General features: G+C 62.3%; 19 protein-coding genes. 10 read left to right on the plus strand and 9 right to left on the minus strand.

Features of this window, described 5'->3' with window-relative positions:
• Positions 1–88 precede the first annotated feature (88 nt).
• Entirely contained in the window at positions 89–850 is a 762-nt protein-coding gene (locus ACTJKX_RS29965) for an SDR family oxidoreductase (protein ID WP_440727494.1), read from the plus strand.
• 88 nt (positions 851–938) lie between these two features.
• Here ACTJKX_RS29965 and ACTJKX_RS29970 read toward each other — a convergent pair whose 3' ends face one another.
• On the minus strand, positions 939–2,141 hold the full coding sequence (locus ACTJKX_RS29970) for a pyridoxal phosphate-dependent aminotransferase (protein WP_068291391.1): 1,203 nt from the start codon (positions 2,139–2,141) through the stop codon (positions 939–941).
• Between the two features lie 437 nt (positions 2,142–2,578).
• Between ACTJKX_RS29970 and ACTJKX_RS29975 the strand changes: the two genes are divergently transcribed.
• The 5 genes from ACTJKX_RS29975 to queC all read left to right on the plus strand — a co-directional run bounded on the left by ACTJKX_RS29975 (position 2,579) and on the right by queC (position 7,805).
• Entirely contained in the window at positions 2,579–2,743 is a 165-nt protein-coding gene (locus tag ACTJKX_RS29975; RefSeq protein ID WP_311944394.1) for a hypothetical protein, read from the plus strand.
• Positions 2,744–2,904: 161 nt separating this feature from the next.
• Positions 2,905–3,648, plus strand: a complete 744-nt coding sequence (locus ACTJKX_RS29980; protein ID WP_440727495.1) for an NAD-dependent epimerase/dehydratase family protein — start codon at positions 2,905–2,907, stop codon at positions 3,646–3,648.
• A gap of 142 nt (positions 3,649–3,790) precedes the next feature.
• Positions 3,791–5,848 carry an elongation factor G gene (locus tag ACTJKX_RS29985; protein ID WP_440727496.1) on the plus strand — a complete coding sequence of 686 codons (2,058 nt, stop codon included), beginning with the start codon at positions 3,791–3,793 and terminating at the stop codon, positions 5,846–5,848.
• A 184-nt stretch (positions 5,849–6,032) separates the two neighbouring features.
• A complete protein-coding gene (gene trhO, locus ACTJKX_RS29990; protein ID WP_440727497.1) occupies positions 6,033–6,968 on the plus strand; it encodes an oxygen-dependent tRNA uridine(34) hydroxylase TrhO in 936 nt (311 codons plus the stop codon).
• 132 nt (positions 6,969–7,100) lie between these two features.
• Positions 7,101–7,805, plus strand: coding sequence for a 7-cyano-7-deazaguanine synthase QueC (gene queC, locus ACTJKX_RS29995; protein WP_440727498.1), 705 nt, complete (start codon positions 7,101–7,103; stop codon positions 7,803–7,805).
• Positions 7,806–7,820: 15 nt separating this feature from the next.
• Here queC and ACTJKX_RS30000 read toward each other — a convergent pair whose 3' ends face one another.
• Together ACTJKX_RS30000 and ACTJKX_RS30005 are read right to left on the minus strand one after the other, a co-directional pair.
• Positions 7,821–8,510, minus strand: coding sequence for a lysozyme inhibitor LprI family protein (locus ACTJKX_RS30000; protein ID WP_440727499.1), 690 nt, complete (start codon positions 8,508–8,510; stop codon positions 7,821–7,823).
• Positions 8,507–9,361 carry a hypothetical protein gene (locus tag ACTJKX_RS30005; protein ID WP_440727500.1) on the minus strand — a complete coding sequence of 285 codons (855 nt, stop codon included), beginning with the start codon at positions 9,359–9,361 and terminating at the stop codon, positions 8,507–8,509. Before ACTJKX_RS30005 ends, ACTJKX_RS30000 begins: the two co-directional genes overlap by 4 nt.
• 189 nt (positions 9,362–9,550) lie before the next feature.
• Between ACTJKX_RS30005 and ACTJKX_RS30010 the strand changes: the two genes are divergently transcribed.
• The gene (locus ACTJKX_RS30010) at positions 9,551–10,261 is read left to right on the plus strand and encodes a GNAT family N-acetyltransferase (RefSeq protein ID WP_440727501.1); all 711 of its coding nucleotides are present in this window, start codon (positions 9,551–9,553) and stop codon (positions 10,259–10,261) included.
• A 216-nt stretch (positions 10,262–10,477) separates the two neighbouring features.
• On the opposite strand, the gene ACTJKX_RS30015 is transcribed toward ACTJKX_RS30010, so the two are convergent.
• Positions 10,478–10,852, minus strand: coding sequence for a lysozyme inhibitor LprI family protein (locus tag ACTJKX_RS30015; protein ID WP_440727502.1), 375 nt, complete (start codon positions 10,850–10,852; stop codon positions 10,478–10,480).
• 155 nt (positions 10,853–11,007) lie between these two features.
• Here ACTJKX_RS30015 and uvrB point away from each other — a divergent pair, with 155 nt between their 5' ends.
• Complete coding sequence (uvrB, locus tag ACTJKX_RS30020) at positions 11,008–13,725, plus strand: excinuclease ABC subunit UvrB (protein ID WP_440727503.1); 2,718 nt, start codon at positions 11,008–11,010, stop codon at positions 13,723–13,725.
• Between the two features lie 102 nt (positions 13,726–13,827).
• On the plus strand, positions 13,828–15,420 hold the full coding sequence (locus ACTJKX_RS30025) for a hypothetical protein (RefSeq protein ID WP_440727504.1): 1,593 nt from the start codon (positions 13,828–13,830) through the stop codon (positions 15,418–15,420).
• A gap of 303 nt (positions 15,421–15,723) precedes the next feature.
• Here the strand turns inward: ACTJKX_RS30025 and ACTJKX_RS30030 are convergent, their stop codons facing one another.
• The 3 genes from ACTJKX_RS30030 to ACTJKX_RS30040 all read right to left on the minus strand — a co-directional run bounded on the left by ACTJKX_RS30030 (position 15,724) and on the right by ACTJKX_RS30040 (position 18,344).
• Complete coding sequence (locus tag ACTJKX_RS30030) at positions 15,724–16,623, minus strand: AbiTii domain-containing protein (protein WP_440727505.1); 900 nt, start codon at positions 16,621–16,623, stop codon at positions 15,724–15,726.
• Positions 16,624–16,763: 140 nt separating this feature from the next.
• Entirely contained in the window at positions 16,764–17,138 is a 375-nt protein-coding gene (locus tag ACTJKX_RS30035) for a hypothetical protein (protein WP_440727506.1), read from the minus strand.
• A gap of 75 nt (positions 17,139–17,213) precedes the next feature.
• Complete coding sequence (locus ACTJKX_RS30040; RefSeq protein ID WP_440727507.1) at positions 17,214–18,344, minus strand: hypothetical protein; 1,131 nt, start codon at positions 18,342–18,344, stop codon at positions 17,214–17,216.
• Between the two features lie 275 nt (positions 18,345–18,619).
• On the opposite strand from ACTJKX_RS30040, the gene ACTJKX_RS30045 reads away from it, so the two are divergent.
• Positions 18,620–19,150, plus strand: a complete 531-nt coding sequence (locus ACTJKX_RS30045; RefSeq protein ID WP_440727508.1) for a DUF3455 domain-containing protein — start codon at positions 18,620–18,622, stop codon at positions 19,148–19,150.
• 86 nt (positions 19,151–19,236) lie between these two features.
• On the opposite strand, the gene ACTJKX_RS30050 is transcribed toward ACTJKX_RS30045, so the two are convergent.
• Positions 19,237–19,920, minus strand: coding sequence for a hypothetical protein (locus ACTJKX_RS30050; protein ID WP_440727509.1), 684 nt, complete (start codon positions 19,918–19,920; stop codon positions 19,237–19,239).
• Between the two features lie 136 nt (positions 19,921–20,056).
• On the minus strand, positions 20,057–20,548 hold the full coding sequence (locus tag ACTJKX_RS30055; RefSeq protein ID WP_440727510.1) for a hypothetical protein: 492 nt from the start codon (positions 20,546–20,548) through the stop codon (positions 20,057–20,059).
• Between the last annotated feature and the right edge of the window lie 259 nt (positions 20,549–20,807).

Genomic DNA, 20,807 nt, shown 5'->3' on the forward strand with positions numbered 1-20,807 from the left:
ACGCTTTGCGTCGCTTCCCGCCCCCTGCTCGAGGCGTCGACAAGCGTAGCCTCCACAAACTATGGCGGGCGAACCAGGGGGCATCACCATGGACAAGCGCGTTCTGATCACGGCGGGAGGCAGCGGCAGCGGCCGGGCCATAGCCGAGGCGTTTCACAAGGCGGGTGCGCATGTATGGGTCGCGGACGTCGATGCAGGCGCCCTGGCCTCCTGTCCGCCGACCTGGGAACGCGAACAGCTGGACGTCTGCGATGAAGCGGCAGTCGAAGCCTTGTTCGCCCGGCTCCGCGCCGCCTGGGGCGGGCTGGACACCCTGTGTGCCAATGCCGGCATCGCCGGTCCCACGGCTCCGATCGAGACTATCGAGGTCGCGGCTTGGCGGCACTGCCTGGCGGTCAATCTCGAGGGCGCTTTCCTGTTCGCCAAGCATGCGACGCCCCTCATGAAGGCACAGCGCTCCGGCGCCATCATCTTGACGTCCTCGACCGCCGGAATTTTCGGCTATCCGAACCGGGCTCCCTACAGTGCCTCGAAATGGGCCACCAACGGCCTGATGAAGACGCTGGCAATGGAACTCGGCCCCTATGGCATCCGGGCGAATTCGATCTGCCCAGGCGCCGTCGAAGGCCCCCGCATGGAAGCCGTCATGGCCAGGGAAGCTGCGGCCAAGGGCACGACGCGCGATGCGATCTATGCAGGCTATGCCGGCGGAACCTCGATGCGTTCCTTCGTCAGCGCCGAGGACATCGCGGCCATGGCCGTGTTCCTGGCCTCCGACGCCGCCAGGTTGGTGTCGGGCCAGATCATTGCCGTCGACGGGCATACGGAAAATCCGGATCCGAAAGCGTAACCGCGCAAGGCCTGAAAATGCCGGTCACGCCTCAATAAAAAGCCCGCCCCATCTGGGGCGGGCCGAATGAGATCCCGATCCTAGACGATCAGACCAGCGTGTTGCAGAAGCGCTGGATGCGGCGGCCGGCCTCTTCCAGGGCCTCGGTGGAGGTCGCATAGGAGATGCGGAAATTCGGGCCGAGACCGAAGGCCGAGCCATGCACCACCGCCACGCCCTCGGCCTGCAGCAGTTCGGAGACGAAATCCTCGTCCGTCTCGATCACCTTGCCGCTGGGCGTCTTCTTGCCGATCGTTCCGGCGCAGGAGGGATAGACATAGAAGGCCCCTTCCGGCGTCGGACACTGGATGCCCTTGGCCTGGTTGAGCATGCCGACGATCAGGTCGCGGCGGCCCTCGAAGATCTTGCGGCGCTCGGGGATGAAGTCCTGCGTGCCATTGAGCGCTTCGACCGCCGCCCATTGCGCGATTGTGCAGGCGCCCGAAGTCTGCTGGCCCTGGATCATGTCCATCGCCTTGATCAGCTTCTCGGGGCCGGCAGCATAGCCGATACGCCAGCCGGTCATCGAATAGGCCTTGGAGACACCGTTGATGGTGAGGGTGCGGTCATAGAGCTTGGGCTCGACCTGGGCCGGCGAGTAATAGACGAAATCGCCATAGACGAGATGCTCATACATGTCGTCGGTCATCACCCAGACATGGGGATGGCGCAGCAGCACGTCGGTCAGTGCCTTCAGCTCGTCACGGCTATAGGCCGCGCCGGACGGGTTGGAGGGCGAGTTGAAGATGAACCACTTGGTCTTGGGCGTGATCGCCTTTTCCAGCGCCTCGGGCGACAGCTTGAAATTGGTGGCCAGCGTGGTTTCGGCGAAGACCGGCGTGCCGCCGCACAGGGCCACCATCTCCGGATAGGACACCCAGTAGGGCGTGGGGATGACGACCTCGTCTCCCGTGTTGAGCGTCGCCATCAGACCGTTAAACAGGATCTGCTTGCCGCCAGTGCCGACGATGGTCTGCGAGGGCTTGTAGTCGAGGCCGTTCTCGCGCTTGAACTTGGCAGCGATGGCTTCGCGCAGCTGCGGAATGCCGGAGACCGGCGGATATTTCGTCTCCCCGCGCATGATGGCGTCGACGGCGGCCTTCTTGATGTTGTCGGGCGTGTCCATGTCGGGCTCGCCGGCACCAAGGCCGATGATGTCGCGTCCCGCCGCTTTCAGTTCGCGCGCTTTCTGGCTCACCGCGATAGTCGCGGAAGGCTTGATGCGCGAGAGGGCGTCGGCGAGAAAAGCCATGGCTGGGAACTCCTGTAAGCCGTGGGAAATGCGAGTTGAAGCGGAACCTAGCGGCCGCCGCGCGGGCGGCCCCCTGCCCGCCCCGCAGGGCGCGCCTCTGCTTAGGCGCCGCCCGGCCTGCATTCAAGCGCAAAGATTACGTCCAATGCACAACTTGCCGGAGAGGTCGCGCGAGTTCATTGCTTGGTGACATCGACACAACAATGCCGCGAAACTTCCTCACCGCCGCCCGAGAACGTGCAAAAGCCCGCCGTGATCGGCAGCGATGCTTTGATCGTAGCCGATGCGCTTCATGGCCACGCGAGTTCCGGTGGTGTGAGGCGGAGTACCGAGTAACCGAGTTGAGTGCCGCGTGCGTTTTCGCACTTCGTCCCGCCGGGCGAAGGTCTAGACGGAAGGACGTTAGAGGTTTTCCAGTCGAGTGTTTCGAGGAGATCATGATGGCCGTCAATCAAGCAACCGCACGCATGTTCAAGGCCGACACCCGCGCCATGCGCGTTTCGGCGGCCGAGGCGGAACGTCAGCTGACCTTGGCGCTCTGGCTCGTCGGACTCCTCGCGACCGCAACAGTAGTAACAGCGACCATTGGGTTCTTCGCCTAGTCCCCCCGCAAGCGAATTGAACGGGTCGCTTAACGCGCCGGATGGTCCCCCCGCCATCCGGCGCATTTTTTTGGTACAGTCCTTCATACAATTCTTGGCACTTTTCGCTGACCTCATAGCGAGGCTATTTCAGAACCGATCATTCTGAGACGAGGCCAGCCATGTCCCAAACCACTTCACCTCGAACCATCTTTCTGGCCGGTGCGACCGGTGCCATCGGCGCGCCGCTCACGCGCCTGCTTCGTCAGGCCGGCCACCGCGTCGTCGGCACCACGCGTACGCCCGCCAAAGCCGACGCCTTGCGAGAACTGGGGGCCGAGCCGGTCGTGGTCGATGTCTTCGACCGTGACGCGCTGGTCGCCGCGGTAACCGCCGCCAGGCCTGAAATCGTCATCCATCAGCTCACCGATCTGCCCCCAGCCCTCGACCCGGCCCGCATGGCCGATTTCGTGCCGCGCAATGCCCGCATTCGCCGGGAAGGCACTGCCAATCTGGTGGCGGCCGCTCTCGCGGCCGGAGCCCGGCGGATCATCGCCCAGAGCATTGCCTGGGTCTACGCGCCCGGGCCGCTGCCACATGCCGAGACGGCTCTCCTCAACCATGGCGCCGAGGGTCCGGGCGCCGTCAGCGTGCAGGGGGTGATCGCCCTGGAGGACGCCGTGCTCCAGGCGCCGGCCGAAGGCGTGGTCCTGCGCTACGGCTATCTCTACGGTCCCGGTACTGGCAGCGACAGTCCGCGACGGCCAATGTCGGTGCATGTCGATGCCGCGGCATTGGCGGCGCTGCTCGCGATCGATCACGGCAAGCCCGGCGCCTACAATGTCGCCGAGGCGAGCGCCGAACTATCAACCGCCAGGGCTTTGGACGAGCTTGGCTGGCGGGCCGATTTCCGCCTCCCGGCTTGAGCCGGGCATAGTTTGCCGGGCGGCATAGGCTTTGCCGCCTTCGGCAATTCATGTCACTTTTCCCTTGCCTCGACCTGCAATCGGCGCGACGCTTCCCCCAGCCGCCCAGAAGAGCGGCGGCCAGAACAGGAGGGACGCGACAATGACGCAGAACACTCCATCCGGCAGACGATCCAGCGGGCCGCGCTGCATCGCCCTGGTCGGCCCGTTCCAAAGCGGCAAGACGACCCTTCTGGAAGCCATCCTCGCACGCATGGGCGCCTTGCAGCGCCAGGGCACCGTGGCGGCCGGCTCCACCATCGGCGATGCCAGCGCCGAGGCGCGTGCCCATACCATGAGCGTGGAGGCCAACATCGCCTCCGTGGATTTCATGGGCGAGACCTTCACTTTCATCGATTGCCCCGGCTCGATCGAGTTCCTGGCCGAGATGCGCCCCGTCCTGCCGGCGGTCGATGCCGCGGTGGTGGTCTGCGAGGCCGACGAGAAGAAGGTTCCGGCCCTGCAGCTGATCCTGCGAGAACTCGAAGACCAGAAGATTCCGCGCTTCCTCTTCCTCAACAAGATCGACAATTCGCACCAGAGCGTGCGCGAGGCCCTGCCGCTGCTGCAGCCGGCCTCCCGGCTGCCGCTGCTGCTGCGCCAGATCCCGATCTGGAAGAACGGCGTCGCCGTCGGCTATGTCGACCTCGCGCTCGAGCGCGCCTTCATCTACCAGGAGCATGCCGCCTCGCAGGTGGTCGAGATCCCGCCGGACGAACGCGATGAAAGCAAGGATGCCCGCTATTCCATGCTGGAACGGCTGTCGGATCATGACGACGCGCTGATGGAACAACTCCTCGAAGAGGTCGAGCCGCCCCGCGACCGGGTGTTCGACGACCTCGCCCATGAGCTACGCGATGGCCTGGCCGTGCCGGTCCTGATGGGTTCGGCGGCCAATGGCAACGGCATGCTGCGGCTGATGAAGGCGCTGCGCCATGAGGCGCCCTGCATCCATGAGACCGCCGCACGGCTCGGCATCACGCCGGGATCGGAGCCCCTGGGCTATGTGATGAAGACCTTCCATACCGCCCATGCCGGCAAGCTCTCGTTGACGCGCGTACTGAGCGGCGCCTTCCAGGAAGGCATGACGGTCACGACCTCTTCCGGCGAGACCGGCCGCATCGCCGGCTGTGCCCGGCTGCTGGGCCAGACCACCCAGAAGACGACGCAGGCGCAGGCCGGCGATACCGTCGCGCTCGGCAAGGTCGATGCCGCCCATACCGGCGACATGCTGGCTGTCGGCAAGGCCGTGCCCCGGCCGGCCGAGATCGAGGCGCCCCAACCGGTGATGTCGCTCGCCGTCCGGGCCCGCGACCGCAAGGACGACGTCAAGCTCTCGGCCGCCCTGCAGCGCCTCACCGACGAGGACCAGGCGCTCGCCATGGAGCAGAATGCCGAGCTCGGCGACACCATCCTGCGCGGCCAGGGTGAGATGCATCTGCGCGTGGCCGTGGAGAAGCTCGCCTCGAAATTCGGCGTCGCCGTCGACTCCAGCCAGCCGCAGATCGGCTATCGCGAGACCATCCGCAAGCCGGTGACGGGCGTGCGCGGTCGCCACAAGAAGCAATCGGGCGGCCATGGCCAGTTCGGCGACGTGGTGATCGACGTCATGCCCCTGCCCCGCGGCGAGGGCTTCGCCTTCATCGACAAGATCACCGGCGGCGTGGTGCCGCGCAACTACATTCCCTCCGTCGAGGAGGGCGTGAAGCACTATCTCAAGCGTGGCCCGCTCGGCTTCCCGGTGGTGGATGTCGGCGTATCGCTGACGGACGGCTCCTATCACACGGTGGATTCCTCCGACATGGCTTTCCAGACGGCGGCGCGGATCGGCATGAGCGAGGCGATGCCGCAATGCAATCCCGTGCTGCTGGAGCCGGTGCTGGCGGTGGAGATCTCGGTGCCCTCGGATGCCACGGCGAAGGCCAACGCCATCGTCTCCTCCCGGCGCGGCCAGATCCTCGGCTTCGATGCCCGCGACGGCTGGGAAGGCTGGGACGTGGTGCAGGCGCTGATCCCGGAAGCCGAGATCACCGACCTGATCATCGAGCTGCGTTCGGCGACGGCAGGCGTCGGCACGTTCCGGTCCAAATTCGACCATCTGGCCGAACTCTCGGGGCGGCAGGCCGACACCATCGTCGCTTCGCGACAGGCGGCGCAATAGGGAGGGGTCATCCCGGACGAACTGCGGCACATCGTGCCGCGGCGCAGATCCGGGACCGCGTAGGGAGCCAAGCGCCCGTGCCGAAGAACGGTCCCGCATCTGCGGAGCAGCATTGCATGCTGCACCGCGTGCGGGATGACATGAGGAATTTGCCCCCCGCCTCCATTGGCGCTAAAGAGCGGCGATGCCGACCATCGAAATCGCCGCCTTCTATCATTTTGCCCGCCTGCCCGGGTTCGCCGAGCTGCGCGAGCCGCTGGCCAAGCTTACCTGCTCGCTCGGCATCAAGGGCATCATCCTGCTGGCGCATGAAGGCATCAACGGCACGGTGGCCGGTACGCCCGAGGCGATGGCGAGCTTCCATCCGCGCCTGCGCGCGATCACCGGCCTCGATCGCATCGAGAACAAGACCTCCTTCGCCGAGGAGATGCCCTTCCTGCGCATGAAGGTGCGGCTGAAGGAAGAAATCGTCACCATCGGCGACAAGAGCGTCGACCCGCTGGAGCGCGTCGGCACCTATGTCGAGCCCAAGGACTGGAATGCCCTGATTTCCAATCCGGACGTGCTGGTCATCGACACGCGCAACGATTTCGAGGTGCGCATCGGCAGCTTCAAGGGTGCACTCGATCCGAAGACCGAGAGCTTCGGCGACTTCCCTGCTTATGTCAGGGACAATCTCGATCCTGCCAGGCACAAGAAGGTGGCGATGTTCTGCACCGGCGGCATACGCTGCGAGAAGGCGACCAGCCTGATGCTGCGCGAGGGCTTCGAGGAGGTCTATCACCTCAAGGGCGGCGTGCTGCGCTATCTGGAAGAGATTCCGCCCGCTGAGAGCCTGTGGGAGGGCGCCTGCTTCGTCTTCGACAAGCGCGTGGCGGTCGGCCACGGCCTGAGGCCAGAGGATTTCAGCCTCTGCCATGGCTGCCTGTCGCCCCTCTCGGCAACGGACCGGCAATCGCCCGACTACGAGGAAGGGGTGAGCTGCCCCTATTGCGCCGCAACGCTCACCGAGACACAGAAAGCCTCCTCGCGCGAACGCCATCGCCAGGAGACGCTCGCGCGCCGGCGCGGCCACGCCCATCTCGGCCCGCGCCTCGCCACGGCGGTTGAGGAAGGCTGAATAGCTCCGCTATTCCGCGGGCCTATGCCAACTAGTCTTGCGACCAACGCATTAGCGAAAGATAGACCGTGTCATCCCCGGCGCCACCGCAGTGGCGGGGATGACAATTCAAAGTTCAGGATGGAGAGAACCATGTCCAATAAAGCCCTGGTCCTGTTCTCGGCCGGCCAGGATTCCACCACCTGCCTGGCCTGGGCGCTCGAGCGTTTCGACAGCGTCGAGACCGTCGGCTTCGATTATGGCCAGCGCCACGGCATCGAGCTGGCGATGCGTCCCGTGGTTCTCGCCGCCTTTCGCGACGCCTTCCCCGCCTGGGCCGCGCGCCTCGGTGAAGATCATCTGGTCGACCTCGGCATACTCGGCCGCATCAGCGAAACTTCCCTGACGCGCGACGTCGAGATCGCCATGCAGGAGAACGGCCTGCCCAACAGCTTCGTGCCCGGGCGCAATCTGCTCTTCCTGACCTTCGCCGCCACCCTCGCCTATCGGCGCGGCGCCCGCCATCTCGTCACCGGCGTGTGCGAGACCGATTTCTCCGGTTATCCGGACTGCCGCGACGACACCATGAAGGCGATGCAGCTGGCGCTCAATCTCGGCATGGAAAGCCGTTTCGTCATCCACACGCCCCTGATGTGGATCGACAAGGCGCAGACCTGGGCGCTGGCTCGGGAACTCGGCGGCGACCGGCTGGTGGACCTCGTCCGCGAACAGACCCACACCTGCTACAATGGCGATCGCAGCCATCGGCACGATTGGGGCTATGGCTGCGGCACCTGCCCGGCCTGCGAACTGCGGTCCAGCGGCTACCAGCGCTTCATGGCCGAGAGCGTTTCCTGACGTGAATGCCCATCCTCATTTGCTGCGTGATGGTACCTGGAAATAGCTGCCGTCCATCGAGCCGTTCTGGCCGCAATATTCGACCCGGTGCTCGCTCGCATCATCAGGAAACACGGTCTCGACCTTGAGGCTGGCGCCCTCGCGGGTGAGCTTGAGGAAGGAGGCGTCGCCTTCCTGCCTGGCCTCGAAGACGCCGCCGGCCTCCCGGCCGCTGGCATTGATCTCGCAGACCCAGCGCCCCATCACCGGTTCGACGGTATCGCCGGAGACGATCAGGCTGCCATCCGGCTTGGCCTCGATGTCGAACCCACCCGTATTGTTGTGCCAACTGCCCACGAAGCCGTCCTGCGGCTTCGTCCTGATCCCCTTCAGGAAACGCGCCCGCTCCATAAGACGCTCCTTCAGCGTGCGAAAGGCGCCAACACCTTCCTTGCTGGTGCCCGCATCGTCCCGTGCGCCCACGAACCAGCGCTGGTCAGCGGCAAGCGCGGCGGCGGCCTGGGGATCGAGGGTCTTACGCAAGCGGTCATAGGCGATTGCGATCTCGGCATCGGCTTTCGACAGGGCCGGACTGGCGCAGATCGCCTTCTCCACCTCGGTCGAGGCCTTGCGGCAATCGAAGGAGGGCTTGCCGGCGGCCTGGGCGATCGCGGGCATGGCGATGGCCGGCAGGAGGCAGGCGACGGCCAGACCACGCCCGATCATGGCTTTGCCCCGATCTCGATGGTGGAGAACAGGTCCGTCTCGATATCGCCCTTCTCGCCGTGCGGCTTGACACCGGCGGCCGGACGATAATGGCCGTTGTCGTAGATCAGCTCGAACCGCGCCGGCTTGCGGGGCCGCTTGTCGAAGCGGCACTCGCCGGCGACCTTCTTCGAAGTTCCGTGCGTGACGGCCTGCTCGACCGTGAGGTCGCGATAGCCCAGCTCGACCTTGGGCCCGAGCTTGACGGTCCGCGTGACCGAGGTCGACTCGCCCTCGCAATCGCCATTGTTCTCGCCATTGCTGCGCTCGACGATCAGCCCGTCCAGCACGCGCTCGATACGTCCCTTGTCGAAGGTGTACATCCAGAGTGCCTGCTCCTCATAGGGATTGACGCGCGAACTGCCGGATTGCGAGGTGCGCAGGCCAAAGGCGCGCAGCCCGTCGCCGACGTCGTAACGGGCGGTATCGAGGCTCATCGAGCCGAACTGGATGGCGTCCGAGAACGCCATGCCCTTCTCCAGCCGCCGCGCCACGGGATTGCCGGTGGCGACATCGGCGATGATGATCTCGACATCGCCCTTGTTCTCGCCCTCGACCGGCGGCTTGGCCTCGATCAGCGGCACCGCCGCCAGCATCAACTCGGAGCGATAGGGCCACACCTTGCAGACCACGTCGTCCGGGTTGATCGAGCGATCATAATCACCGCCCTTGACCAGCAAGCCGTTCTCGCCCTGCTGGGCGTCGGGATAGGCCTGCTTGAGCAGGGCGTCGGTGATGTCGCAATCGGCCAGGGCCTGGCCGGGCAGCATCAGGACCAGGACAGCGGCGCCGAGGGCAAGCTGAAGCTTCATGTCGCGGTGATTCCATTCCGGAGGGACGAGTCGAGATCTAGCATGAGCCGGAGCCAAGACAATCCAGGCAGGGACGATCCAGGCAGGGACGATCTCTTGCATGGTCTGGCCTGGGGCCTCAGTTTCAGCGGATACAGGACGCTCGCCCCCGCGATTGCCTGTGCGGCGCGGCATCGATAGGCTCGGGCCATGCCTCTCGACACAGATTCCCAGCGGGCCGTGCTGAACCGCCGTCTCGACACGCTCTATGCCACCGACGCCCGCGGGCGCCTGCTGCACAGCAATGAGTGGGATTCCCGCCCGGCACCCCGCTTCCATCTGATGCGCACGCCGGCCGGGCCATTGTTTCGCTGCCGCGCCGACATGCCGGATACCCTGGTCGCCCGCCTCGGCGAGCTCTGCCGCGACGAGGCGCTGGGCGAGGTGCCGAGGGAGCGTCCGGCCCGGGAGGAAGCCTATCTCGATTTGCTCGGCCACCAGGCTGCGGTGACGCAGATCTGGGCCGGGCCGGTCTACCGGGCGGATGCCGTCCCGCCGCCGCCACGGCCGCCCGTCGCCATCCATGAGGGCAATGCCGACCTGCTGCGGTCGCTCTTTCCCGACTGGCTGCCGGACGTGCCGCACAGGCGGCCCTTCCTCGCCGTGGTCGAGGGCGACCGCGCCGTGGCGATCTGCGCCAGCGTGCGCATCTCCGACGCGGTGCATTGCGCCGGGGTCGAAACCCATGCCGATTACTGCCGCCGGGGCCATGCCTCCGCGGTCGTCGCCGGCTGGGCACAGGCCGTGCGGGCGCTGGGGGCCGTGCCCTTCTACAGCACCTCCTGGGACAACCTGGCCTCCCGCGCCGTCGCCGCCCGTCTCGGCTTGCCTTTGGTCGCTACGGACTTCCATGTCCGTTGAGGCGGCGCGAAACCCGGCCACAAATGGCGACAGGTGATCCGGACTAGATGCTCTGTCATCCCCGGCCGAGCGCCTCGCGAGCGTAGCGAGAGAAGGCGAGGGTATCGTCACAAGCTTTGCTTGTGACTGGGATCCAGGGGCTGAATGGCTCGCCCTATGGCCCCTGGATCCCCTTCCCTCGGCCTACGGGCCTCGCCGGGGACGACAGCGTTTTTCTTACTGCCCCTCGCCCAGGGCCGAGGCCCAGTCCTTCTTGACCTGGGCGATGCGCGCCGCATAGGCGCGCTCGATGCAGGGGGCGTCGGTGCAGATGTCGCGCACCGTCTCGCGCCAGCGGGTCTGGTCCTTGCCGAAGGGATCGCTGACCGCGCCGGTCTCGCCGTCGACCCCGCGGGTCTCGCCTTCGATGGCCTGGTAGAGCCGGTTCATCTCGTCATCGAGGCGGGACAGTTTCGGATGGGCGCAGATCAGCTTCTCGACGGCGGTATGCGCCTTGCGGCAGTCGAAGCCGGCGGCCTGGGCCGGGCCTTGCAAAGCAAGGGTCGCGACCGCCAAGGCCGCTGCCATGATAAAACGTGCAGGACGGATCATCCGAAACTCCGAAGGCAATGATCCCCCGTCGCTAGCACAACAGGACCGGCCTTGTCGTGCCGCGGGGAACTTCGCCACCCTGCTGACAGGACGTTGTCAGCAAGTTTCCGACGACGGCTCTTCCCCCCGCGCGTGACTCACCCCATTATCAGGGCATGTCCGATACACCCAAAGTCCCCTCCTCGAGCAAGGCCCCTGCTCCGAAGAAACTCCGCACGCCGAAATCCAAGGCATCGCGGCCGGCCCTGCCCTCGCTCGACGAGCATCTGAAGGCCCTGCTCAATCCCGGCCTGCTCAAGGAAGCCAAGAGCAGCCTGCGCGACGACGAGAAGCCGGGCTTCGGCGAGGGGCCGCAGAGCGGCTTCGACACCGGCGCCGTCACCGGCCTCGACCCCGAGCTTGCCGCCAAATTGGGCGTGCCCAATGACGGCGCACCAGTCGCCGGCGGGGGCGCCGAGATGGAAGGCCGTACGGTCAAGCGCAAGGGGCCCGACAAGAAGGCACGCGCCAAGGATGGCGGCGAGCTCGATCCCGACGGGCTCGACAAGCTCGGCGGTTCGGCCGGCACCATCAAGGCACTCTCCGAGTTGCTGGAGAGCGGCGACCCGCGCATGGTCGGCAAGCCGGTGTGGACACCGCACCGCCCCTCGCGCCCCGACAAGAGCGAGGGTGGCATCCGCCTGGAGCTCGTCTCGGAATATCAGCCGGCCGGCGACCAGCCCACCGCCATCGCCGATCTGGTCGAGGGCCTGCAGAGCCATGAGCGCGACCAGGTGCTGCTCGGGGTCACCGGCTCGGGCAAGACCTTCACCATGGCGCAGGTGATCTCCCGCACCCAGCGCCCCGCTTTGATCCTGGCACCCAACAAGACGCTGGCGGCCCAGCTCTATGGCGAGTTCAAGTCGTTCTTCCCCAACAATGCGGTGGAATACTTCGTCTCCTATTACGACTACTACCAGCCCGAGGCCTATGTGCCGCGCACGGACACCTATATCGAGAAGGAGTCCTCGATCAACGAGCAGATCGACCGCATGCGCCACTCGGCCACGCGCGCGCTGCTCGAACGCGACGACGTCATCATCGTCGCCTCGGTCTCCTGCATCTACGGTATCGGCTCGGTCGAGACCTACACCGCCATGACCTTCGGCATGAGCGTGGGCGAGCGCGTCGAGCAGAAGCAGCTGATCGCCGACCTCGTCGCCCTGCAATACAAGCGCATCAATGCCGATTTCGCCCGCGGCACCTTCCGGGTGCGCGGCGACACCATCGAGCTGTTCCCGGCCCATTACGAGGACCGCGCCTGGCGCATCAATTTGTTCGGCGACGAGATCGAGAGCATTGCCGAATTCGATCCGCTCACCGGCCAGAAGATCCAGGACCTGCAATTCGTCAAGGTCTACGCCAATTCGCATTACGTCACGCCGCGCCCCACGCTGAACCAGGCGATCAAGGGCATCAAGGACGAGCTCAAGGTCCGTCTGCAGCAGCTCTATACCGGCGGCCGCCTGCTGGAGGCCCAGCGCCTCGACCAGCGCACCACCTTCGACCTGGAGATGATGGAGGCCACCGGCTCCTGCGCCGGCATCGAGAACTATTCGCGCTGGCTGACGGGACGCCAGCCCGGCGAGCCGCCGCCGACCTTGTTCGAATATCTGCCGGACAACGCCATCGTCTTCACCGACGAGAGCCACGTCACCGTGCCGCAGATCGGCGCCATGTACAAAGGCGACTTCCGGCGCAAGGCGACTTTGGCCGAATATGGCTTCCGCCTGCCCTCCTGCCTCGACAACCGTCCCTTGCGCTTCGAGGAATGGGACGCCATGCGCCCGCAGACCGTGCATGTCTCGGCCACCCCCGGCAAATGGGAGCTGGAGCATACCGGCGGCGTCTTCGCCGAGCAGGTCATCCGCCCAACCGGACTGATCGATCCGGAATGCGAGATCCGCCCGGCCCGAACCCAGGTCGACGATCTCCTCGGCGAAGTTCAGCAGGTGGCGAAACAGGGCTACCGCACCCTCGTCACCGTGCTGACCAAGCGCATGGCCGAGGACCTCACCGAATACATGCACGACCACGGCATCCGCGTGCGCTACATGCATTCGGACATCGACACCATCGAGCGCATCGAGATCATCCGCGACCTCCGCCTTGGCGCCTTCGACGTGCTGATTGGTATCAACCTGCTGCGCGAGGGCCTCGACATTCCCGAATGCGCCCTGGTCGCCATCCTCGACGCCGACAAGGAGGGCTTCCTGCGCTCCGAGACCTCGCTGGTACAGACCATCGGCCGCGCCGCCCGCAATGTCGACGGCCGCGTGTTGCTCTATGCCGACAACATGACCGGCTCGCTGGAGCGCGCCATCGCCGAGACCAACCGCCGCCGCGAGAAACAGATGGCCTGGAACCAGGCCAACGGCATCACGCCGGAAAGCGTCAAGCGCTCGATCGCCGACATCACCAATTCGGTCTATGAGCGCGACCGCGTTACCGTCGACAAGGGCCTTGCCGACAATGTCGCCACCGTCGGCCACAATTTCGAGGCCGTCACCGCCGACCTCGAAAAGCGCATGCGCGACGCCGCCGCCGACCTCCGCTTCGAGGAAGCCGCCCGCCTGCGCGACGAACTCAAGCGCCTGCGCGAAACCGAAATGGCCGTGGCCGACGACGGCTCGGCCCGCCAGGTCAACGTGCGCGAAAAGGCCGGCGCCTATAAGGGCCCGAAGGCCTATGGCGACGCCGCCAACCTGCCGAAGACGCGCGCGGCCAAGCCGGGGCTGGACAGCATGGGCCCGGGCACGGATCGGGAGGTGCCGCTGGGGGCGGAGGCACGGAAGAAGGGTGGCGGGAAACCTGGGCGAGGGTGGAGGCGGTGATTGCTAAAGCACATCTTAGTGGCACTGGCAGATTAAAATTTTTCGCTGTAATTCTGTTACTGTGGTTCCGATGAAGTTTACCAATTACAAAGATATCCAGCAGTGGCAAACACCAGCGAGCGTACGAACGATCCAAGCAAAATCACACATGAACCAGCAAGGCCAGCGGTTGTTCGCAACGTGGGTTCAACCGAGTCAGAAAAGTATCTCGCTCACCTGGGCGAAAGAAGCTTTTTGAATTTGTGGTCCTATCCTAGCCCATTCATCGATAAGAAGGCCGATGGGAAGGGAGACGGAAAAGAACTTTGCGACCTGCTGGTCGTGTGTGGCGATCATGTCTTGATATTTAGTGATAAGACTATTGCGTGGCCTGACGGCAACGACGAGCAATTATCCTGGAAGCGTTGGTATAAAAGGGCGATAGCGAAATCCGCTGATCAAATTCGAGGAGCAGAGCGGTGGATAAATACTTACCCAAATCGAATTTTCCTTGATCGCCTTTGCACACAACCCCTTCCGGTAAAGATACCACCCCCTTCTCAACGTAAGGTTCATGGCATTGTCGTAGCGCTTGGCGCAGGAGAAGCTTGCAAAGCTTTTTTCGACGAGGGCATCGGCAGCTTGATGATCGCCCCCTCAATTAAGGGCGATGCACATTGGAAGACAGATAGCGTCCTACCCTTTGCAATTGGTGATATTGATCCCACCGGTAGTTTCATCCATGTGCTGGACGACGCTTCATTGGATATTACACTTCGCGAACTCGATACCATCACTGACTTTACCTCGTATCTAGCAAAGAAAGAGACTTTAATCCGATCAGGTAAATTGTATGTAGCGAGCGGCGAGGAAGATCTCGTGGCGTATTACATGACACATATGAATGTGCAGGGTGAACATGACTTCACTAAACCTGACGGTTCTAGCCTTGGACCAGACGACGCAATTGGCCTGCAACCCGGCTTTTATGAAGAGTTTATTCACAATCCGCAGTACCTAGCCAAGAAGAAAGCTGACGGGAATTCTTATGTTTGGGATCGTCTGATCGAGACGTTTACGACTCACATGCTGGCAGGGACAACGATAGTTCCTAATGGGAAGAGCCTTGAGTTGTCGGAACATGAGCGGAGCGTCCGCCAAATGGCTCTCGTTCCTCGTCATATGCGTCGAATGCTCGGTAATGCGCTTCTAGAGGCAATGGAGAAAGGAACTACCACCGATCGATTTACTAGGGCTTTTCTGCCAGGTCCTACAGAACTGGATCAAAGTACCGGCTATTTCTTCATGACTCTCTCGCCGCCAAAATTTGAATTAGACGGTGGCTATGAACAGTATCGGCATGTTCGTCGAAACATGCTGGAAGCATATGCGCTGGTATTTTTGAGGCGATATCCGAAGCTTGAACGGATTGTCGGGATTGCGACCGAACCGCCTGGTGGGCGTGGCAAAACGGGCTCTTCAGAAGACTTGATTTATGTAGAGGTTCCAGAATGGACACCTGAGATACTGGCTGACCTGGAAGAGAGAAAAACGGCATTCGAAATAGCTCAACCAGGCAACTATACTGAATATGCCATACAAGGGAATGAGTTTCCCGATGTGCCGGTGCAACGAGAGCAAAAGCATTACGGAAACCTGAATCGGAAACAACGTCGTGCTAAGCGCTCCGAAGAACGACGAAAGAGTCGAAAATAATATATAAAGCCGCCCGTGAGGTAGGTAAAAAACCGAAATCGGATAAGCCGCTAAGCACTTGTACGGCGTCCCCAAAGGATGCATGCGCCCAAGCCGCAGGCCCGCCATCCGAGGATTACGGTGATGGTGTGAACGGCGCCTTTACGGCATCTTTCTCACGGAGTGGGCCGTGCTAGGATGGCCGATGTCAAACAAACCATCAAAGAGACGCCGTCCGTGGGCGAGTCTATCAGCGATTTATTGGTTTGTGGGTGCGACGATAGTTGAATGCACCGTCATCATGGCTAGTCTCACTAACCTGGGTCAGGCGCCCATAATGGTCCTCAGCGCCGTAACAACACCCTGAATCATCGCGGAGCCGCTGGCCACAAGTAGAGAATCCTTTAGCTTGATCAGAGAACCCTTCAAAATTCCGGCCTTCTCTTCTGGGCTATTGGTTGCTGCCTCTATGGTATCAAGCGCATCTTTTACCTCTTCTATATTTACACCCGCCGCCAATAGCGCCGATTCATTCTGACGCAATTCCGCGATGAGCGCAGAAAGGGCTTTCAAGTCTATGTTATCTAGACGAATATCACCGGATAACTTACCAACACCCAACGCCCCCACACTTCCGCCGATAGAACCGATATTGATGTGATTGTTCACTGTCATGTTAGTTGCCACCGCCGCTTCAACTTCTTTCGGTGAAAAGTCTAAACCGTCCCCTCGGACTCCAGCTTTATGCATGTCGAGCGACCATTCGAGAATAAGGTCCCTAACCCTTGCGCACAACGCCTCAATACTTGTTATATTGAGATGAACTCCCATTCGGGGAAGTTTTATATCAGCACCTTCATTGATTCGTTCGACCATTTCAGGATTATAAGGAAAATAGAAAAATTTGTTTTCTTTATCTTTTAGAGAGCTTTCGATCGAAGGAATTGAGTTATTAATGGGAGCCAAGGATATGTTTCTTATGAACTCAGATGGTCCTGAGATATCGATCCACCCGCGATAGGGGTTGAAAACCTTCGGTTCGCCCCATATTTTTCGATACTCAGGAACCTCGTCGTCATAGCCAACGAGTTCGTTATTTATCCATGCCGCTAGTGGGTGGAGGTTAAGTTTTGCCGCAGCAACCTTCATTTTTCGCAGCAAGGAAGAAACTGACTGACTTTCGTCGAGGCAGCCCATTTCGATAATTTCTATAAGACCCGCCAAATGAGATTCTCCTTAGGCCAATTACTTTAATCAACAGCAACCAAGCGATTCATCAAGCGGAATCCGCGTAAGACTCGTTTAAGTTGATTTGGAATTACAATGACGGCTTAGTGTTACGGTGACAGTGCACTCTATTAATCTCATGGAATCTGGCTCTTGTGGGCCATGATCCAGCGATGACCCTCCGGTTCCTTGGCCGTGGCGCATAAAACAGCTCTTTTACCGCCCGCAACGCCGCCACATTGACGCCAAGCCTCGGTGTATTTGGCTATCTGAGTAGCGCATCTATCCACTTGGTCGGGTGCAGCGTTCTTGAGGCAGTCCTCTCTGGAATCGATGGCATCCCGCTGCATATTCATGCAGCGTCGTTGTGCTGGCGTGAACGGTACCCATGGCGTTGCGCCACATGCCTGAAAGGCATGTTTCGCTTGTGCCTCCGTCACCTGGTTCGGACCTTGCCCAGCGCAGCCAGCCAGCCCCAACACTCCGAAAATCACTGGAATCATCAGACGCATTCTGTTCCCCCTCTATCGCTCCCCATTCATGAGCGCCGTCCGTACCATTACTCCACAGCACTCGTCATTCACCTTTCACGGCGTCTCCAACGGTTGCATGTGCTCGAGCCGCAGCCCGGCCAGATCTGAGGCCTGGGAGAATTCGTCGAGGTCGACGCTGAGCGTCCCCGGCTGCCTGAGGCGATAGAGACCGAGCTTGACATGTTGCGTCCCCGGATCGGCCTGGGGATCGATGGGCGGCCGGGTGCCGAAATCGCCGCTGACACGCACGATCTTCCGGCCGTCGGCCCAGACTTCGAGCAAAGCGCCGACAGGCCTGCCGGACGGGTCATAATGCGAACCCCTGATATGATAGACCATGTCGACCCAGGCATCCCTCGGCGTCGGCAGCGGCCGGTTCGACACCGGCTCGATACGGACCAGGCGACAGCCGAGATAATTTTCGGGAGCGGACAGGAAGGCGAGCCCCTGCAGGTAATCGGCGGCACGGTTCTCCCCGCTGCGCCGGTCCTCCAGTTCCCTGCCCGGCAACGGCGCCGGCAGGGGGGCGTTGGCCGGCAACACGCCGGTCAGAACCTCCGCCTGCCGCTGCTGCCCGATTGTGCCCCGCATCAGCGCGACAGCCTGCTCGCGCACCCGATCGTCGGACGCGTCCAGGGAAGCGAGAAGGCCCTGGGCCTGGAGCACCTCGGCCACGTTGTTGCGATCCGTCGCGACGAGGCAGCGCCCGTTGGCCGTCTCCACGGTAATATGAAAAATGCCGTCATCGTAGCGCTGCGCCACGAACGGGCTGTCATTGCCAGGCCCCTTCCATTGGCCGATGACCGTGCGGTGGCTGCCTGAGACGGCGACCTGCCCCCGGATGCGGAAGCTGAACGCATACCAGCTGTCAGCGCCGTAAGGCAGCGCTGCGCTCTTCGCGACCTGCAATTCGGCCCGCTGGCAGCCGCCCGCCGGCATTTCCTCCAGCGGGCAATCATTGCCGCCATCGGCGTCCGTCGTGACGATCGAGATCGCGCCTGCGGTTCCGCCACTGCCGGGGAAGAGCGGTTGCACCTGCCTGGACGGATAGCCGCCGACGAACTTGCCGAAGCTCCACGACGCCCGGTCGGCGCTGCCGTTGTCGAAACCGTCATGGAGATCGCCGGCCCGGCAGCCTCCGGCCAGACTCGACAAGATCAGCAAGCCGGCAACCAACCACCGCATGCGGTGCCCCCCAATTCCGCGAACATCAGGCAAAGCCAAGGCGGAGTCAAAACAAGGGACCGGAATTACGGTGGCGGTTTACTGATTTTGCTGCCTCCTACACTCCATCGTTCTTGCTGGTCATGGTGAAATTGCGCGTTACGACGACAGTGCGCTCAACTCCGGCCCTGTCGGCGTGGACTGCCTCGCACGGCATATTGCCGGGCCCATGATACCCGTGCCATGTTACCCCGGCCGCGACAGACACCAGCCCGGGATCGGGCCAGGAGATCGGAATGCCCACGCAGAGAACCTATGCATTCGTCGCCGCGGCGATGGTGCTTGCCGGAGCAACGCAGGCTGCAAAAGCGGCGGAGGCCGTGCCGGCCGCGCTGCAGCCGCCGGCCGGCTACACGCTCGCCTTCACCGCCAAGGCCAGGGGTCTGCAGGTCTATACCAGCACTGCGGAAGCCGGCGCGGCGCCCAAATGGGTGCTCGAGGCCCCCGTGGCCGAGCTGGCGGCGAAGCCAGGCGCCGTCCATCATTATGCCGGCCCCTCCTGGGAGGCCACCGATGGCAGCAAGATCGTCCGCGACAAGGATACGGCCGTGGTGACGGTGCCGGCAAAAAAAGCCAGCGCCGACATCCCCTGGCTGCTCGTCAAGGTCACTGCCGATCCGGCGGCCGGCGTGCTGGACAAAATCGGCTATGTGCAGCGCATCGCCACCCATGGCGGCGTCGCCCCCACCGCGCCGCCCGTGCGCACCGGGACGAAAGTCGGCGTGCCCTACACCGCGACCTATGCGTTCTACGCCAAGGCTGACTGAGCCACCACGGGAAGCGGGAGCGCCAATGGCCGACAGACAGGCGCTACCTGCCTCTTCCAGCGCAGTTGCCGACACTACGGTGAAGGTTACCTGATTTCATAGCCTCCCTTCACCAAACGTTCGTGGCGCGTTTGTGAAAAATGAAGATTATCAAGAACAAAGCTATCCTCTTCCGGAAAGTCCTTCCTGATATCCTGGATCTTTTCCTTCAATCGAATGCGGCGAGCTATATCCAGCCCCCTCATTGCCCGTTTGAGGTCTGCTTCATTCCAGAAGTCATTGCTAAGCGGATTTCGAAATGTTGGCTTGCGACTGCCAACGCCTGAGTTGACCAATTGGGAGAACGCTTCGAATGCTTCATCGGATGCATGAACCGCCCACTTGATGGTCGTGACCCGGACATAAAGATCCAGGTCGTGCAGGCATTTTGCCAGGCCGGCTCCAATCGCTTCGTCGTAGCATCCTAAGTTCGTTGCATACCCAACGAAGGCACGTCGGCAGTCGGAAAGAGGGTCATCTGCCAGCGGCATTATGGATACTTTCAAGCCGTCGATCGCCTCACCGAGCTCACCAAGATAGTATGCACCTCGGAGGCGGTCTTGAGAGCGCTCGGACTGGATGAGTTCCACAAGAAAGCTCAGGTCAAACCCCAGCCGCCATCTCTTGAGTAGATCTTGCTCGGCTCTATATCTCAAATCTCCATCCAGATCGTTGCGTATGAGATTTTTGATAATGTCTTCGGTCGAGTATTCGGGCACCTTTTCAGCCATGATATCACTTATTGAAATTACTCTTTATCGTAATTCTATTTAACTTAACTCTTTCGCCTTGACGACAAAAAGCCGATCCGCAATGCACTTGTCAGGTCTCGTCAGCTGCACCATCGCCGCAACCCAACATTGCCGGCTAGGAACGCCGTTTCAGCAGTTCCGCGAAGGTCGTGCGCTGCCGTGGCAGCACGAAAGGCACGGCCCCGCGCTTGTCCAGGCCGAAAGGATCGCCCGCCACGCGCTCGACGACATGCCCCTGATAGAGGGCGATCCCCTCGCATTCCCAGTTGCCGCCATAGTTGAGCGTCAGCGGATTATAGGTGTTGGCGCCGTATTGGAAGCAGATGTTGTCCTGGAAACCGGTGGTCGGATCGGCGCCGACGAGACGCCAGCGACCCGGCAGCACGATACCGTTGCCGGGATACCAGAGGGCGGTGCGGCCGTCCTTGCTGAGGAACTCGACCTGCGTGCCATGGGCGTCGAACGACATGTTGGTCGTGCCGCCCTGGAATGTCTTCCTGGTTTCCGTACTCGGCGGCGTCGTGCTGTTGGCATTGACGCCGACCAAGGGCGCGCAGCCGGCCAGCAAGACCGACATCCCCAATGCCACCATGAAGTTCCGCAACATCGTTACCTCTGCTGTTGAAAATTACTTAATTCTTGTGGTGCTCTGTTTTGACCGGCCAACGGTTCCATTCCGTATAACAGTAAAATGCGCTCGCAATGACAGCCGGCCGTCTTGCTGGAATCCAAGCCAAGCAACCATGAAGGCCGCAACCGTGACAGCCCCGTGAAAACCGGCTCTGGAGCACCAAAACAGTCGTTGAAAACATCGCCCGGCGGTGCGTTACTTATCGGCGAACTATCCATGCCTGAAATACCCGAGT

This window comes from Labrys sp. 22185 (assembly GCF_052045555.1).
Taxonomy (GTDB): Bacteria; Pseudomonadota; Alphaproteobacteria; order Rhizobiales; family Labraceae; genus Labrys; species Labrys neptuniae.